Source organism: Bradyrhizobium sp. 63_E2_N1_3 (assembly GCF_052076005.1).
In the GTDB taxonomy this organism is placed as follows: domain Bacteria; phylum Pseudomonadota; class Alphaproteobacteria; order Rhizobiales; family Xanthobacteraceae; genus Bradyrhizobium; species Bradyrhizobium barranii.
This window is the reverse complement of sequence record NZ_CP197235.1, coordinates 3,858,729-3,874,402: the sequence shown is the minus strand read 5'-3', so window position 1 is coordinate 3,874,402 and position 15,674 is coordinate 3,858,729. Positions and strand designations below refer to the sequence as shown.

The 15,674-nt window shown below is 61.7% G+C and carries 15 protein-coding genes; 1 reads left to right on the top strand and 14 read right to left on the bottom strand.

Annotation, left to right across the window (positions count from 1 at the left end; genetic code table 11):
* Positions 1–37: 37 nt before the first annotated feature.
* The 14 genes from xylB to AB7531_RS18170 form a co-directional block, all read right to left on the bottom strand.
* A complete protein-coding gene (gene xylB / locus AB7531_RS18235) occupies positions 38–1,525 on the bottom strand; it encodes a xylulokinase (protein ID WP_084795085.1) in 1,488 nt (495 codons plus the stop codon).
* Positions 1,522–2,427, bottom strand: a complete 906-nt coding sequence (locus AB7531_RS18230; protein WP_084795363.1) for a sugar-binding transcriptional regulator — start codon at positions 2,425–2,427, stop codon at positions 1,522–1,524. The genes xylB and AB7531_RS18230 overlap by 4 nt, the downstream gene beginning before the upstream one ends.
* Before the next feature lie 38 nt (positions 2,428–2,465).
* On the bottom strand, positions 2,466–3,266 hold the full coding sequence (locus tag AB7531_RS18225) for an inositol monophosphatase family protein (RefSeq protein WP_063982697.1): 801 nt from the start codon (positions 3,264–3,266) through the stop codon (positions 2,466–2,468).
* Between the two features lies 1 nt (position 3,267).
* Positions 3,268–4,803, bottom strand: coding sequence for an alkaline phosphatase D family protein (locus AB7531_RS18220; protein ID WP_341850523.1), 1,536 nt, complete (start codon positions 4,801–4,803; stop codon positions 3,268–3,270).
* Complete coding sequence (locus AB7531_RS18215) at positions 4,800–5,561, bottom strand: glycerophosphodiester phosphodiesterase family protein (RefSeq protein WP_039151988.1); 762 nt, start codon at positions 5,559–5,561, stop codon at positions 4,800–4,802. The genes AB7531_RS18220 and AB7531_RS18215 overlap by 4 nt, the downstream gene beginning before the upstream one ends.
* Positions 5,562–5,570: 9 nt before the next feature.
* Positions 5,571–6,491, bottom strand: a complete 921-nt coding sequence (locus AB7531_RS18210; protein WP_063982695.1) for an ABC transporter permease subunit — start codon at positions 6,489–6,491, stop codon at positions 5,571–5,573.
* A gap of 1 nt (position 6,492) precedes the next feature.
* Positions 6,493–7,443, bottom strand: coding sequence for an ABC transporter permease subunit (locus AB7531_RS18205; RefSeq protein ID WP_441280292.1), 951 nt, complete (start codon positions 7,441–7,443; stop codon positions 6,493–6,495).
* An 86-nt stretch (positions 7,444–7,529) separates the two neighbouring features.
* Entirely contained in the window at positions 7,530–8,849 is a 1,320-nt protein-coding gene (locus AB7531_RS18200) for an extracellular solute-binding protein (protein ID WP_441280025.1), read from the bottom strand.
* 211 nt (positions 8,850–9,060) lie between these two features.
* On the bottom strand, positions 9,061–9,438 hold the full coding sequence (locus tag AB7531_RS18195; protein ID WP_063982693.1) for an NUDIX hydrolase: 378 nt from the start codon (positions 9,436–9,438) through the stop codon (positions 9,061–9,063).
* Position 9,439: 1 nt separating this feature from the next.
* Positions 9,440–10,279, bottom strand: a complete 840-nt coding sequence (locus tag AB7531_RS18190; RefSeq protein ID WP_063982692.1) for an endonuclease/exonuclease/phosphatase family protein — start codon at positions 10,277–10,279, stop codon at positions 9,440–9,442.
* Positions 10,279–11,088 (bottom strand): carbohydrate ABC transporter permease, encoded by an 810-nt coding sequence (locus AB7531_RS18185; protein ID WP_063982691.1) that lies wholly within the window; start codon positions 11,086–11,088, stop codon positions 10,279–10,281. Before AB7531_RS18185 ends, AB7531_RS18190 begins: the two co-directional genes overlap by 1 nt.
* Positions 11,085–12,005 carry a carbohydrate ABC transporter permease gene (locus AB7531_RS18180; RefSeq protein ID WP_063982690.1) on the bottom strand — a complete coding sequence of 307 codons (921 nt, stop codon included), beginning with the start codon at positions 12,003–12,005 and terminating at the stop codon, positions 11,085–11,087. The genes AB7531_RS18185 and AB7531_RS18180 overlap by 4 nt, the downstream gene beginning before the upstream one ends.
* Before the next feature lie 46 nt (positions 12,006–12,051).
* Positions 12,052–13,311, bottom strand: coding sequence for an ABC transporter substrate-binding protein (locus AB7531_RS18175; protein WP_084795083.1), 1,260 nt, complete (start codon positions 13,309–13,311; stop codon positions 12,052–12,054).
* A gap of 65 nt (positions 13,312–13,376) precedes the next feature.
* Entirely contained in the window at positions 13,377–14,396 is a 1,020-nt protein-coding gene (locus AB7531_RS18170; protein ID WP_063986299.1) for an ABC transporter ATP-binding protein, read from the bottom strand.
* A 252-nt stretch (positions 14,397–14,648) separates the two neighbouring features.
* Between AB7531_RS18170 and AB7531_RS18165 the strand changes: the two genes are divergently transcribed.
* Positions 14,649–15,452, top strand: coding sequence for a DeoR/GlpR family DNA-binding transcription regulator (locus AB7531_RS18165; RefSeq protein ID WP_063982688.1), 804 nt, complete (start codon positions 14,649–14,651; stop codon positions 15,450–15,452).
* The last annotated feature ends 222 nt before the right edge of the window (positions 15,453–15,674 follow it).

Below are 15,674 nucleotides of genomic sequence, written 5' to 3'. Positions count from 1 at the left end.
CATGTTTCCGGCATCGCCGCCCTTCGCGATGCCAGTACTATACATATGTATCTTTGGCTTTACAAATGTTCTCGCTGGGCGATTTTACGTAGTGCTGACGATAGATGGCGCGTCGCTCTTCCAATCCCGAGCGCCAGCCGGCACTGGGCTCAAGCATAATCATGTCGGGCCGATCGCTCGCGTCGCTTAACCCGCCGCCGCTCGCCTGGCGCGCCAGCCGCGCGGCACCGAGCGCCGGCCCCAGCAAGGCCAGTGGCGGCAGCAGCAGGGGGCGGTCGATTGCGGTCGCGATGAGTTGCCCCCAAAACCGGCTCCGCGCGCCTCCTCCAACAAGTGCGATCGTCCCGATCGATGCGCCGGCCTCGGTCAGCGCATCGTGGCAGTCGGCTATCGCAAAGGCGACGCCTTCAAGTACAGCGCGGCCAATGTGCAACGGCCCCGCCGTGCCACGCAGATTCGACAGCGTTGCGGTGGCGAGCGGATCGTCATGCGGCGTCCGCTCGCCACCAAGATAGGGCGAGAACACCGGCACATCAGCCGGCGACAAATCCGCGACTTCGATCTCGGCGAGGAAACGCTCGATCGAGACGACGCCGAGGATACCGGCAACCCAGTTCAGCGCGCTCGCCGCGCTCAGGACGCAGCCGTGTTGGCCGAACAAGTCAGGCACTGCATGCCTGTGGGTATGCATACCCTGGCCGCGTGCAGGCACGAAACGATCGTTGGCGACGAAGTAGACCCCTGACGTCCCAAGGCTGATGTATGCGTCGCCGGCGCAAACCACACCGGCACCGATAGCACCTGCCATGTTGTCACCTGCACCGCCCGCAATCGGAAGATTGGTGCGCAGGCCGAACCGCCGTGCCAACTCAGGCCGCAGCGTGCCGCCAACCGCCCCGCTCTCGACGAGTTCCGGCAGCAGATCGGTGCTGATGCCACAGGCTTCCGCAAGCTGCGGCGACCATGTTCCGGCCTGCGTGTCCATCAACAGCGTGGCCGATGAATCTGCGCGATCGGAAATCGCCTCGCCCGTCAGGCACAGGCGCACATAGTCCTTCGTCAGCAGAATGCAACGCGTACGCTTCAAGGCTTCGGGCTCGTGGCGCGACAGCCAGAGGATTTTTGGGGCCGAAAAGCCCGGCATCGGCCGCGCACCGGCAATGCCGGCAAAATCCGTCACTTTTACGTCGAGCTCCGCGCATTCGGCGCCGGCTCGACCGTCGTTCCAGAGCGGTGCCGGCCGGATCGGCCGCCCGGCGGCATCGATCAGGGCAACACCGAGCATCTGACCGGATAGTCCGAGCGCGGCCACACCGGACATCAGTTTTGGATGTTCGGCGGCGAGATGGTCGAGCACGGCGGCCGAGGCCGACCACCAGGCATCCGGTTGCTGCTCGGACCAAAGCGGGTGTGGATGATCGATCGGCAGCGGCGCGACCGCGCTCGCCTGCTCGCGGTCCTCGGCATCGACGATGATCGCCTTTACGGCTGACGTACCGATGTCGAGTCCCAGAAACAGACTCATTTCTGCTTACCGATCAGCTTGAGCGCTCCGGCAGCCGCCTTCTCGTCGGTGACCAGCACCTTGCCGATCTTTCCCTGTAACGCAGCCGCGATGACGGGCGCCTTGTTGGTGCCCCCCGCGATCAGCATCACGGTCGGTGTCTTTGCAAGCTTTTCGATCGGCAGAGCGATGGCGCGGGAATTGATGCCGTGATTGATCTGCCGGCCCGATTGATCAAGATATTGTCCTAGCACGTCGCCGACCGCCCCGGCCGCACGCAGATCCTCGATACCTACATCCGGCGGAAGGCCGTGCCGCACCAGAAGGGAGCGCGGCGTGAGGTCGCCCAAGCTGAGCAACGCAAGATCGAGGTTGCTGACGCGCTCCAGAACCTCCGCATAAACGTCCTGTGCCATGAGCGTGTCGCGCGATCGCTTGCTGCTTGCGTAGATCGGAGCGGCCAGATAACTGCATTTTGCGTGCAGTCGGCGCGCCAGCTCGCCTGCGATTTCGAACGTATTGAGCTCGAGCCCTCGCGAGAGGCCCCCCATCATCGAGACGACCCAGAGCTCTGGGTATTCCGCAGGCGTGATGTGGCGGATCGTTTCACGCAGGGTCGCGCCCCAGCCAATGCCGATCGTGCGCGGAAGCTTATCCTCCAGAAATTTCGATAGGTAACTCCCGGCCGCCATACCAATCAGGCTCGCGACGAGTTCAGGGTTTTCTGGGCTCGGAATCACCACCGCGTCGTCGAGCCCGCACCGTTCGCGCAACTGATGTTCCAGTTCGGTGCAGCTCGCAAACTCTGAATTCAGCCTAATGCTGACGATGCCGGAGTGCCGTGCCTCCGACAGCATGCGATTGACCCGCGCCCGCGTCAGCCCGAGCCGCTCGCCGATCTCGGCCTGGGTCAAATTCTCCATGTAATAGAGCCATGCAATCCGCAAAACAGTCTGGTCACTCAAAGCGCAATCTCCTGGAGCAAAGTCAGAAGCTCATCGTGAATGTGACCATTTGTGGCAATCTTCTGCAAATCGTCAAATTGAGAATCGACACCCGCGATCGTCGTCACGCGCCCGTTTGCCGCGCGCAGCAGCGGCATGGCCGCGGCATGCGAGACGAGATCTGACTTGAGCGAGACGAATGCGTCGAGCCGGCCGGCCGCGATCCAGGCCATTTCGAGCGCACCGGAAACAACAATGCGGACGCCCCGGACTACCGAACCGAGCCGCTCGATGATGGCGGCGGCGGCCCGCACTTCGTCGGGTTGAAAATGCGAGGTGAGGATTACTGATACGACCGCATCGGACAGCGACCGTGTTTCCGACACTCCCGCTGGCTCGCCATTGATGGTCGCAATCGCACCACGCACATAACGGCCGCTAATACCAGACAGCGGCGACTCGACTAACCCGACCAGCGCCTCCCCACCGTCGTGATAGGCCGCGCTGACCGAAAACCAAGGCAAGCCGGCTGCGTAGTTTACGGTACCGTCGAGGGGATCGATGATCCAGCGCGACGCCTTTGCGTCGCCGCTAAAGCCTGCCTCCTCCGACAGGATTGCCGAGCGGGGCGTCAGCGCCCGGAGCCCGTCAATCACAATCTTTTCTGCCGCTAGATCGGCGTCGGTGACGATATCGCGCAGTTCCTTGCGTGTGGTCGCGCGCGGACCGTGCTGCATCTCGACCAGCGTCTCGGCCGCCCGGATTACAATTGGCTCGGCACCGTGCATCAACGCCATCAATTCGGATTCGACAGCCATTTCAGATTGCCTTTGCTCCTCGCGTTCCGTCCTCGACCACAAAGGTCGCGAGTCGCCGCACGCCGCTCTTGATATCCTTGACGTTGTCGACTGCCTCGAAACCCACCGTGCAGGTCTTCTCGTCGAGTTCGACCGTGGCATAGCCGCGCTTGTCGCCCTGCGCAAAAGCAAGACTTGGATTATCCGCGAGCGCCTTGCGTGTCGTTGTCTCACCCGGCCCTTCCGATGTGATGGACGTACCGACAAATTCGGTCGCGACCGTCGGCTCCTCGGGGCGGGTGAAATCGCGCTTCATGCTGCCGGCGAAGAAGGCATGTCGATCACCGCCGATCACGATCGGATTGCGCGTCTTGTGCGCGACGAGCGCATCGACCAGCCGTCGGCGGGCGCTGGGATAACCGTCCCAGCCATCCATCCAGTAGCGGTCACCGTCGTCAGCGCGGCGCCGGTCCTCAGCCATCAAGGTTTGCTGCGCGACGACGGTCCAGCGCGCACGGCAATCAGAAAGGCGACTATCGAACCATCTTTCCTGAGCCTGCCCCAGCATGGTGCGCGCTTCTTCGACCCGCTCCGAACAAGGTGGGGTCCAGGTCGGCCGTCCGCCGTTTACACAGGCAGGGGCCGACCGGTACTGCCGGTCGTCGAGCAACAACACGTCCATTACGTCGCCGAAACGGTAATGCGCGTAGATCGTCGCGTCCGCTCCGCGCGGCCGCGCCGAGGCCGGCAGTGGCATGTGCTCGTAATAGGCCTGGTACGCAGCAGCACGGATCTTCAGGAACTGGACGGCGTCGCGCACCGTGTAGGAGCGGTCATTCGCGTAATCGTCGGTGACCTCGTGATCATCCCAGATCGACAGAAACGGAAAGGCCGCGTGAGCCGCCTGGAGATCGGCATCGCCCTTGTATAGCGCATAACGATTACGGTACTCGGCTAGCGTCGTCGGAATTCCGACGTCGTGCTTGCGCACATGCCGTGCCCCCCAGGATCGTTCGTAGATATAATCGCCGAGGTGCACGACCAGATCGAGATCGCGCGTGGCCATGTCACGATACGCGCTAAAAAAGCCCTGCTCGTATTGCTGGCAGGAGGCGAAGGCGAAACGGACGCGCGCCCTGTGCCCGGCCGGCGCCGTACGAGTGCGCCCTACTGGGCTGACCGCCGTGCCGGCGCGGAAGCGATACCAGTAGACCCGATCGGGCTGCAGTCCCCTCACCTCGGCATGGACGGAATGCGCGAGTTCCGACGTCGCGCGCTCGGCGCCACGCGCAACGATGCGTGAGAACTTCTCGTCCTCGGCCACCTGCCATTCGACCTCGACCGAGGTATCGGGCATGCCACCCTCTTCGAGGGGGTGCGGCGCCAGTCGCGTCCACAGCATGACTCGGTCCTCGCGCGGGCAGCCGGAGGCGACCCCGAGCGTATAGGGATCGGAGCTGAAGGTGACAGGTGCGCCGCGCACGATCCCGAAGGGAGCCGCAAACGCGACGCCCGCCAGCGATGCAATGAGAAAATGCCGGCGCGGAATTCCCGTCATGACGCGGCGGGAACTGCCACGCGCTTGCGCCTGATATCGACGGCGAGATCCGGCCGGTCGGTCGTGATCTGCCGCACGGGCTGCGCCAGCCAGTAGCCGATATCCTCCGGCGTATTGGTGACCCACGCACCGAGCCTGGCCGTGCCTAGGATGTCCAGCGCCAGCGGCAATGCCGGCGTCAGCAGCGCCTTCTCAATCGCCACGATGCAGTCGCGGATTTTCGCAAGCCGCTCCAGCGCCGGCCTAATCCCGCCCATGATCTCCGCCGAGCGGCGGTCGAGCGACACCAGCACGCGCGCGTCCGGCGACAGCCGTCGCACTGTCTCGACCACCTCGGGGACGAAGCAGGTGATGACCGTCCGTCGCTCAAGATCGCGCCGCCGGATCTCCTCGATAATCTTAGCCTCGAGTCCGCGGTAGGCGTTACCCAACGCGTCGGTCTTGATCTCGATATGCAGTTCGAGCGAGGTCGAAGCATAGATATCGAGCACGGAAGACAGCGTCGGGATGCACTCGTCACCGGCGTCGCGTAGCCGCGTCGAGGTCAGCCGGTTCAGGCTACGCTCGCCGACCGGACCGGAATCATGCGTGGTGCGGTCGAGCACGGGATCGTGGATCACAACGATGCCACCGTCCGAGCTCTGGTGGACGTCGAACTCGACCGCGTCGACGTCAACGTCGCACAGCTTGCGGAAGCCGAGCAGGCTGTTCTCGGGCCACAGATCGCGTCCGCCCCGATGTCCGGCGATGAAGACCATTGTATCTCCTCACTTGCTGCTATCGACGAGGCCTTTGAGGAACCAGCGCTGCAATAGCAGGATTACCAGTGTCGGCGGCAGCATGGTCAGGAGCGCGCCGCTCATGGCGACGTTCCAGGCCGGCTCGCTGTCGGAGCGCGGAATCAGGTTCTTCAGGGCAATGACTGCGGTCGCCATGTCCTTGTCGGTCGTGAACAGGAGCGGCCAAAGATATTGATTCCAGCCGAACAGGAACAGAATGATCGCGAGCGCCACCATGTTCGGCACCGAGAGCGGCAGCAGGATGCTCCAGAAGAAGCGCAACGGCGAGGCACCGTCGAGCGTCGCGGCCTCGCAGAGCTCGTCGGGCACGGTCAGGAAGAACTGGCGAAACAGAAACGTTGCGGTCGCCGAGGCAATCAGCGGCAAGATCAAGCCTGGATAGGTGTTGACCATATTCCATTCGAGCTCGATCGTGATTTCGTGGCCGCTGATCCAGCGCCAGAGATCGGCAAGATGCAAGGTATCAGCGAGCCATTGCAGCGGCAGCGCCGCGTTGGCCACCGCCTCGAAGGTCGGCACGATCCGCACCTCGATTGGCAGCATGAGCGAGACGAAGATCAGCCAGAACGCCAACATCCGGAAACGGAAGCGGAAATAGGTGATGGCGAAAGCCGAAAGCAAGGACACCGCGATTTTGCCGGCGGTGATGCCGAGCGCCACCACCACCGAATTGACGAAAGTGCGGCTGAAATTCGCTTTCGCCCAGGCCACCTGCAGATTTGCGAGGAACTGATCGCCCGGCAGCCAGGGCAGCGGCACCTTTTGTACTTCACTGATCGAGAGCGAACCCGCGACAAAGGCGAAATAGAGTGGCACGCACACCATCAACGCGCCAGCGATGAGTATCGCGTGGCAGACGAAGTTGAGGACAGGTGCACGCTCGACCATCTCAGACCCCGTAATTGACCTTGCGGTCGAAATAGCGGAACTGCAGCAGCGTGCAAAGCAGCGCAAAGCTCATCAACAGCACCGACTGCGCCGCAGAGGAACCGAGGTCAAGATTGACGAAGCCGTCGACAAAGACCTTGTAGACGAGGATATTGGTGGCGCCCGCCGGTCCACCTTTGGTGACGGCATCGATGATGGCGAAGGTTTCGAAGAAGCCGTAGATGAAGTTCATCACGGCGAGAAAGAACACGGTCGGTCCGAGCATCGGCAAACCGATCGAGACAAAGCGCCGGATCGGCCCGGCGCCGTCGACCGCCGCGGCCTCCATCAGCGATACCGGTACAGCGAGCAACCCCACAACCAGGAAAATGTAATCGTAGCAGATATGCTTCCAGGAGGCGGCGAGCGTCACCAAAATCAGCGCATGGTTTGGATTGAGGTTCGGGTCCCAGGCGATCCCAAGCGCATGCAGGATCTGAGCGAATGGGCCGACCGCCGGATTGAACAGAAAGGCCCAGAGAATGCCGGCGATTGCAGGTGCAATCGCATAGGGCAAAAGAATAATAGTGCGATAAATCGGGCGGCCGCGAATGATGCGGTCGGTGGCAAAGGCGAGCACCAGTGCCACCAGCAGCGTTAGCAAGTTCTGCCCGACGGTGAACTGAAACGTCACCCACATCGACTGGCGGTAGTCGTCGCTGGCGAACAACGCCTTGAAATTATCAAACCAAACGAACTGGACTGTTGTACCAAAGGGATCAGCGAGCAGAACCGATTGCGTCAGCGCCCGCAGTGACGGGATGAAGAAGAAGAACAGCAGGATCAAGAATTGCGGCAGCAGCAGCAAGGTTGGAAGGCCCGGCCCCTCGCCAAAATTCGCCCGCTTTAACCCGGGCTCGTGCGCGCGCCGCGCTTTCTTGCGGCGCGCGGATGCCGGGTCGGAACCGCGCAACGTCGGCTCGGCGGCCCCCGCGGAACGCAATCGTGCCTGCCCAGCCACGTCATGCCATGTCGTTGATGAACGTACGCCGCCAGAAGTCACTCGAGATTTTTCCCCGCATTGAGCTTCTCGAACTGACGGAGGATCTCATTGCCACGCTTGACCGCGTCGTCCATCGCCTGCTGAGGTTGCTTCTGGCCCGCAAAGACCGCCTCCACCTCCTTTTGCTGCGCTAGCATGGTCTGCACGAAATTGCCGAAACGGAAGCCGCGTGAGTTCTCGTTGGGTGTACCGCGCGATAATTGTAGCACGGCAATCTCTCGAGTCGGATGGTCCTTGTAATGGCCTCGCTCGCGCGCCAACTCGTAGGCGCGATTGGTCGCGGGAACGTAGCCGGTCGCGCCATGCCACCACACCTGTGTCTCCGGCTGGGCAATGAAGTTGAGGAAGGCCGCCACTGCCTCGTAACGCTCCAGCGTATGGCCCTTCATCACCCAGATCGCGCCGCCGCCGATGGTGCTGTTGAGCGGCGGATTGATGTCGCTCTCATGCGGCAGGAACGTAGCGCTCCAGTTGATGGTAGCGTTACGCTCGATATTGCCGTGCGACGCGGTCGAGTTGACGAATGTCGAACACCGGCCGGATGTGAACAATTGCTCGGGGCTAAAGCCCTGCCCCGCAATTTGCATGATGCCGTCGTCGAGCCACTTCTTCAGGCGCGCGACTTGGGAGACCACTTTGGTTTTGTTGTAGACGAACTCCGTGCCAAGCCCGTCAAAGCCGTTGGCAAGCGTGCCGTACGGCTGATTGTTGATGGCGCTGTAGTTCTCCAAGAGGCTCCAGTAAAAATCGCCGGGCAGCACGGTGCCGCACTCGCTGATGCCCTTAGCCTTGATGGCGTAGAGCTGCTTTTCCAGCTCCTGCCAGGTGCCAGCCGGCTTGTCGAAACCCGCCTTCTGGAAATGATCCTTATTGTACCAGAATATCGGCGTGGATGAGTTGAACGGCAGGGCCGACATCCGCCCCTTGTAGCTCCAGAAGCTCGCCACCGGTTTGATGAAGTCGGCGGAATCGATCTTGTAGCCCTGCTTCTCCAGGAGGTCCTGCACTGGTACGACCGCCTCCGACAACAACATGGTAAGGTAGCCACGCTCGGCGATCTGAACCATTTCCGGCGGCCGCTTGGCGCGGTAGGCGGCGATGACGCCATTGGTTACCTCATCGTAATTGCCCTTGGCGACCGCGACGACCGTGTACTTGTCCTGCGACTTGTTAAACCTCTCGACGAGCTCGTTGAGCCGATCACCCAGTACACCACTCATCGCGTGCCACCACTGCACCTCTATCCGCGCAGCTTTCGCCGAGGGGGCCAACGCCAAAACCGTGAACAAAACGGCGATGAACATTGCGCGTTTCATGGTTGGTCCTCCCTGTCAAAGCCCGGTCAGCTTGCCGGCCTCGGCGCCCATTGAGCATTTGTATTTGTATAATGACATATGTCCCGGCGCGATGAAAGGGGGCAGATTTGTTTCACCGCACACGCGTCATCCGCGGACTAGGCGCGCGCCTTCAGCCGAAGGCGGCCAGGCTATGGCCGCCGACAAGCTATTCTGTCGCGCCACAAATGATTTATTTTGGGAACAGCTTGTCCCGAATGTAGCGCGAGGTCGCCGTAAGTCGGATCCCGCGCGGCTTTCGCCAGGCAACCTTGTCGATCTCTTTCTTGTCACCAATCTTCAATGGACCTGAGGCTTTCTTTGCGACGAAGATGGCGTCGCTCATCCTTCGACCGGTCTCCCGGTTCTTGCCTTTCACCTCCTTCCACAGTTTGAGCTCGCCAAGTTTGAGCTTGGGCAACTCTTCGCGGATTTCACGGTGAAGGCACTTCCTTTCACTTTCCCCGTCTTGCTTACGGCCGCCCGGAAACATCCAGAGCTTGTCACGCCGTCGCCTGACGAGCAGGATCCGCCCTTTCTTCGCCGCAACCAGTTTTGAAGACTTTGTCATATCAGTCAGCCAACTCGATCAGAACCGGTTGATGATCGGACGCATCGGTCTGGCCATTGACGTCCACGCGCCTGATTCGATCAACCAGATCTTCCGTCACGAAGATGAAGTCGCGGCAATCGGGGCCATCTGTCCATTGCGCGTGATCATACAGCCCGCAGGTTGGAGATCGCGGCACGCCGGGCCGACCAGCTGTCCAGGCATCGCGATAGTTGAGGCCAGGCCGGATGGACCGGTCAATCATCGCGTGCTGCGGATCGGTGACGTCAAAATTGAAATCTCCGCACATCAGGCTCGATGCCGCGACCGTCTGGCTTTCATAGGGCTCGTCGGGCCGTCTGGTGGGCGCCTTCGGACCGGTCGACGCGTCCTCCTGCAAGTCGAGCAGGCGCGTGATCTGCGCCTCGCGCTGCGCGACCGAATGATATTCGAGATGCGTGTTGACGATACGTACACCGCGGAAGGAGGCCTGAACCGTCACCTCCAGCGCGTGGCGCCGCATACTGCGCACGCTCCCCGCGCCCGGCCACGGCAGGATGTGGTTGTTGATCTGCACGACTGGCATGCGCGACAGGGTCATGTTGCCGAAGCGATGCAACTGCCCGGCCTGATCGACGGTTTCGATCGCGGGCCGGAATATCGGCAGGTAGCCCGGCAGCAGCGCTGCGAGCTCCGCGCTCTGATCACCTCCCCCGTCATGCTTGACGAAATTCGAGCTTACCTCCTGGAAACAGAAGACGTCGGCATCCATCGTTTCCCTGGCAATCGCGACGATCCTCGCCAGATCGGTCACGCCGTCGCAGCCCTTGCCGCATTGAATGTTCCAGGTGAGAAGGCGCATCAACGAATGCCTGCACGCATGAAAGATTGAACGAACTGCCGCTGGAAGAGCAGGAACGCGATCAGCAGCGGCGCCATGGTCATCACCGTTGCCGCGGTGATGACCGACCAGTCCACGCCGGTCTCCGGCGCGCCGAATACAGCGAGGCCAACGGTGAGCGGCCGCGCTTCGACCGAGTTCGTCACGATAAGCGGCCATAGAAAATTGTTCCAGTGGTAGCTGACCGAGACGAGACCGAACGCTACGTAGGTCGGACGTGCCAGTGGCACGTAGACCCGCCACAGGATTCCCAGCGGCCCCGCGCCCTCGACCCGGGCGGCCTCGACCAGCTCCTGAGGGACGCTTTTGAAGGTCTGCCGCAGCAGGAAAATGCCAAAGGCGCTGGCAAGATAAGGCAGCGCAATCGCGGGAATTGTGTCCAGCAGACCAAGCTTGGCAATCGCGCGATAATTCTCGACGATCAGCACGTCGGGCATGATCATCAGCTGGAGCAGAACGAGCGCGAATGCGATGCCGCTGCCCCTGAACTTGAAGCGCGCAAAGGCATAGGCCGCGAGCGTCGAGAGAATGAGCTGCCCGATCAGGACCAGGGTAACAAGGACAATCGTGTTGAGGTAATAGCGGGCGAATGGTGCCTGCTTCCAGGCGCGCGCAAAATTCTCCAGCGTCCATGGCGCGGAGAGGCTGAACGACGTCGCATAGGCGGCCGGATGCAGCGCGCTCCAGAAGGCATAGGCCAATGGCGCGAGCCAGATTAGAGCCAGGACCCAGGCAGCGACGGCCTCGACGGGATGTGTCCGGCCTCTCATTGGTAGTGGATCCTGCGATCGAAATAACCGAACTTGACCAGTGCAACGGCACTCAGCAGCACCAGGAGCACCACCGTCAACGTCGCAGCGTAGGACGAATCCTGGAACGTGAATGCGACTTCATAGATGTAGTACAGCAGCAGCGTGCTGGCGTTGTTCGGACCACCCTTGGTCATGATGACGAGCTGATCCACCAGCTTGAACGAGTTGATCACCGCGTTGATCGCCACGAACAACGTGGTCGGCATCAGCAAGGGAAACGTGATCCGGCGGAAGGAGTACCAGCGGCTCGCACCTTCGATGGAAGCAGCTTCCTCGAGGTCTGGTGAAAGTTGCTGAAGGGCTGCGAGGTAGAAGATCATGAAGAATCCGGCCTCCTTCCAGATCACCATCACGATCAGGCAGCCCATCACCGTAGAGGGATCGCCAAGCCAGTTCCAACCACCGAGACCGAAAAGGCCGCGCAACTGATCGAGCAGGCCGTAATCCGGGGTGTAGAAGAACAGCCAGATGTTGGCGACGGCGATCATCGGCAGCACCGTCGGGGTGAAATAGGCCAAACGCAGGAAACCGCGGCCGCGCATGTTCCGATTGACCCAGATCGCCATTAGCAAGGCCAGAGCGATTGACGCGGGAATGGTGCCGAGCGCGAACCAGAAATTGTTGACCAGCGCCTTCCAGAAGATCGGGTCGGCTGCCATGGCCTGATAGCTGTCGAGGCCGACAAAGACCTCGGTGCCGTTGCGGCGCGTGATGAACAGCGAATTCCGGATCGTCGCCAGGATCGGGTAATGGGTGAACGCCACCAGCAACACCACCGCCGGCAACAACAAAAGCCAGGCGTTTACGGCATTCCACCACGCCTGCGATCCAGCGCGGCGTGGTGCAATCGGCGATGATACGGCGGTGTCGGTCATTCGTCAGGCGGTGGGATGGCGGCGAACCACTATCCCACCATTGTCCTTACTTGTAGGTTCGCAAGACGCGATCGGCCTGCTGCTGGGCGGCAGCGAGCGCCTCCTGCGGCTTCTGCGTGCCGGTGACCGCCGCCTGCACGGCATCATTGACGAATTTGTAGATGCGACCGTTCTCGTGGACGGAGAGCTCGGGCACCGCATGCTCGAGCTGATCGCGCGCGACGGTCGCCTGGGGGAAGCCCTTGGCATAGTCCTGCATCGCACTGGTCTTGTAGGCGGCAGGCGACACGGCGACATAGCCGGTCTTCATGCTCCATTCCGCCGCGCGGTCGGGTGCAGTCATCCACTGGATGAACTTGACGGCCGCCTTCTGCTGCTCGGGCGAGGCGCTCTTGAAAATGTAGAAGCTGCCGCCTCCGGTCGGCGATCCGCGCTGCTCTTTGGCCGGAAGCATGGCCACACCAAACGGGAATTTCGCGGCATCCTTGACGGCGGTCAGATTGCCGGTGGTATGCCACATCATCGCCGTCTTGCCTTCGAGAAAGTCCGTGCGCAGCGTGGCCCAGTCGACGCTGCCCGTCGGCATGACATTGTGCTTGCGCGACAGGTCGACCCAGTAATCGAGCGCGGCGACAGTCTTCGGCGCAGTCAGGTAGACCTCGTTGCCGGGCTCGTTCATCATCTTCTGGCCATTCTCGATGGCCAGCGCCTGCAGCATCCAGTAGCCGTAGCCGGTCGAGGGAATCTCGACGCCCCAGCGCGTGGTGTTGCCTGAGCCGTCCTTCTTGATCAGCTTCTTCGACATCTCGACCATTTCGTCCCAGGATGCCGGTGCCTTCTCCGGATCAAGGCCGGCCTCCTTGAAGGCGTCCTTGTTCCAGTACAGCACGATAGTCGAGCGCTGGAACGGGATGCTCCAGGTCTTGCTGTCGATCTGGCCGTTGGCCATGAAGGCCGGATAGAATTCCTTGAACCAGGCCTTGTCACTGACGAGACCGTCGAGCGGCACGATCGCGTTCTCGTCCATCAGCGTAAACACGTCGGTGGACAGCAGCACCGACAGTTGCGGCGGCTGGCCGCCCTTCATCGCCGTCATCGCCTTGGTCATCGTATCCGTATAGTTGCCGGCATAGACCGCCGTCACCTTGATATCCGGATTGTCCTTCTCGAAGCGCGAGACCATGTCGTCGACGATCTTGGTGACGGGCCCACCGACCGCGACCGGATAGTACATCGTCAGATCCACCGCGGCCGCCGGGCTGACGGCGCCCATGGACAATGCAGCGAACGCGGCTGCCATTAACATCGTGCGTCGAGCAAACATCTTGGTCTCCTTCGTTATCTGTCTTGGCCGTTCTGAAGCCACCGCTCTCAACGGTCGGAGGCTGCCAGCCGCCCCTCTCTGAAAATGTGCTCCAGCCGGACTTCCGTGGTGGAATCGAACCGGTGTTCGTGCCCCGCGTCCCACGCGATCGCGACGTTTTCGCCCGGTTGAACCTTGCTGAAACCGTCAAGCCGCACCGAGATGGGCTGCCCGTCGATCTCGCACAGTACGATGCTGTCCGCGCCGAGATGCTCGACGGCCTTGACGCGCACGACACGATCACCACCCGCGACCATGCGGATGTGCTCCGGCCGGATGCCGATGAGCCGATCGCCCTGCCGCACGAGATTCATCGGCGGCGTGCCGATGAAACGCGCCGTGAACGCCGTTGCGGGGCGGTTGTAGAGATCCTCCGGCGAACCATTCTGCTCGATGCGACCGTCGCGCATCAGCACGACCCGGTCGGCCATCGTCATGGCTTCCGTCTGGTCATGGGTCACGTAGACCATGGTCATGCCAAGGCGCTGCTGCAGCGCGCGGATCTCGGTTCGCATCTCGTGGCGCAGCTTGGCGTCTAGATTCGAGAGCGGTTCGTCCATGAGACAGACCCGCGCTTCCGCGATGATCGCCCGTCCTAGCGCCACGCGCTGGCGCTGGCCCCCGGACAATTGCGAAGGCTTGCGCTCGAGCAGATGGCTTAGCCCGACGATGTCGGCCACACGCTTGAGCCGTTCGTCCCGCTCGGCGCGCGATACGCGCCGCACGCGCAGGCCGAACACGATATTCTCGGCCACGCTCAAATGCGGAAACAGCGCATAGGACTGGAAGACCATGGAGATCTTCCGCTGCGCAGGGGTGAGATGCGTGACGTCGACGCCGCCAATGGTGATCGTGCCCGCATCGGCTGCTTCGAGCCCCGCAATCAAGCGAAGCGTAGTGGACTTGCCGCATCCGGAAGGCCCGAGCAGCACCAGCAGCGAGCCCTCGTCCGCCGTCAGACTGACGTCATCGACAGCGCGCAGCGCGCCCCAGAACTTGGAGACGTGGCTCAGCGTGATCGCCGACATGGCCGATTCGCTCTCGATTGCGGTGATCTGTGCAAAATGTCGCCGCGCAAACGCGATGCGTTCTGCTCGCGCGGAGCAGCGCAAGGTCGGTCACGACACGCAGACCGATCCATCCGTGTCTCTCCCCATGACCACGCAACATTCATCGGCGAAGCGCATATTTTGTTCATATGAACATAGTATGACAGCATATGAAATAGAAATTTGCGCCCGGGATGTTCGAATGATACTTTCGGTGGGCACGGAGAGCCCATGCTCAGCACCCCCACCGAACGCCAGGCCCACATTCTCGAGATTGTGCGAGGCGAAGGTTTCGCCTCGATCGAGCATCTTGCGACGCGGTTCGACGTGACGCAGCAAACCATTCGGCGCGTCGTAAATGCGCTCTGCGACCAGGGGCTGCTCCGGCGGATCCACGGCGGCGTCAGCCTCCCCGTGCAAAATCAGAACCTCGCCTATGGCAGCAGGCAGGGATTGAACGCCGACGCCAAACAGCGCATCGCGCGAGCGACCGCGAAACTTATTCCCGATGGCGCGTCGCTGATGATCGGGCTCGGCACGACGCCCGAATATGTCGCGCAGGCACTCTCCCGCCGCGGCGATCTCAGAGTGATCACCAATAGCCTGAACGTCGCCGCGGCGTTCGCACACAATCCAGACGTGGAAATCACGATCGCGGGCGGTACGCTCCGCTCCCTCGACCGCGATATCGTCGGCGAAGCCGCCGCACGTTTCTTTTCGGGCTTTCGCGCCGATTTCGGAATATTCGGCGTCGGCGGAGTTGATCAGGACGGAACGCTGCTCGATTTCCATGTGGATGAAGTCAAAGCTCGGCAATCCATAGCGGCCAACGCGCGAACGGTTGTACTGGTGGCCGACATCACCAAGTTTGGGCGCAATGCGACAGTTCGAGGCGGCCACCTCGACGACTGCCATCATCTCGTTATCAATGATCGGTTGCCAGCGGCGTTCCAGCCGATCGCCGACAGATATGGCGGTCTAATCCACGCGGCGAACGACGCGCGCACGCTCGATGCGGCGGGCGTCCTTCGCTAAGGCAAATTCCTATATGGTTGGGCCGATGGCATGCGCGCCGGACTGAGCCGGCTTAAGCATGATCTTCTCGACATTTCGCCTGACAGCGCCATTCGGCGAGGAGTTACGCATCTCGGCTGACGCCGACCAGATCGTTTACGCGCTCGGAGAGTCTGTGTCCGATTTTGCTGACGCTGATAAGCGTGCGACGAGCTGTCTCGTTCTAGCCGTCGCCATCATCCA

What these genes read in the sequence shown, in the direction of transcription:
- AB7531_RS18170 (WP_063986299.1), bottom strand. Translation starts at nt 14,396, where the DNA reads ATGTCGGCGATCACGCTGAGCCACGTCTCCAAGTTCTGGGGCGCGCTG.
- AB7531_RS18225 (WP_063982697.1), bottom strand. Translation starts at nt 3,266, where the DNA reads ATGGCTGTCGAATCCGAATTGATGGCGTTGATGCACGGTGCCGAGCCA.
- AB7531_RS18180 (WP_063982690.1), bottom strand. Translation starts at nt 12,005, where the DNA reads ATGACCGACACCGCCGTATCATCGCCGATTGCACCACGCCGCGCTGGA.
- AB7531_RS18185 (WP_063982691.1), bottom strand. Translation starts at nt 11,088, where the DNA reads ATGAGAGGCCGGACACATCCCGTCGAGGCCGTCGCTGCCTGGGTCCTG.
- AB7531_RS18200 (WP_441280025.1), bottom strand. Translation starts at nt 8,849, where the DNA reads ATGAAACGCGCAATGTTCATCGCCGTTTTGTTCACGGTTTTGGCGTTG.
- AB7531_RS18210 (WP_063982695.1), bottom strand. Translation starts at nt 6,491, where the DNA reads ATGGTCGAGCGTGCACCTGTCCTCAACTTCGTCTGCCACGCGATACTC.
- AB7531_RS18215 (WP_039151988.1), bottom strand. Translation starts at nt 5,561, where the DNA reads ATGGTCTTCATCGCCGGACATCGGGGCGGACGCGATCTGTGGCCCGAG.
- AB7531_RS18220 (WP_341850523.1), bottom strand. Translation starts at nt 4,803, where the DNA reads ATGACGGGAATTCCGCGCCGGCATTTTCTCATTGCATCGCTGGCGGGC.
- AB7531_RS18195 (WP_063982693.1), bottom strand. Translation starts at nt 9,438, where the DNA reads ATGACAAAGTCTTCAAAACTGGTTGCGGCGAAGAAAGGGCGGATCCTG.
- AB7531_RS18175 (WP_084795083.1), bottom strand. Translation starts at nt 13,311, where the DNA reads ATGTTAATGGCAGCCGCGTTCGCTGCATTGTCCATGGGCGCCGTCAGC.
- AB7531_RS18190 (WP_063982692.1), bottom strand. Translation starts at nt 10,279, where the DNA reads ATGCGCCTTCTCACCTGGAACATTCAATGCGGCAAGGGCTGCGACGGC.
- AB7531_RS18165 (WP_063982688.1), top strand. Translation starts at nt 14,649, where the DNA reads ATGCTCAGCACCCCCACCGAACGCCAGGCCCACATTCTCGAGATTGTG.
- AB7531_RS18230 (WP_084795363.1), bottom strand. Translation starts at nt 2,427, where the DNA reads ATGGAGAATTTGACCCAGGCCGAGATCGGCGAGCGGCTCGGGCTGACG.
- xylB (WP_084795085.1), bottom strand. Translation starts at nt 1,525, where the DNA reads ATGAGTCTGTTTCTGGGACTCGACATCGGTACGTCAGCCGTAAAGGCG.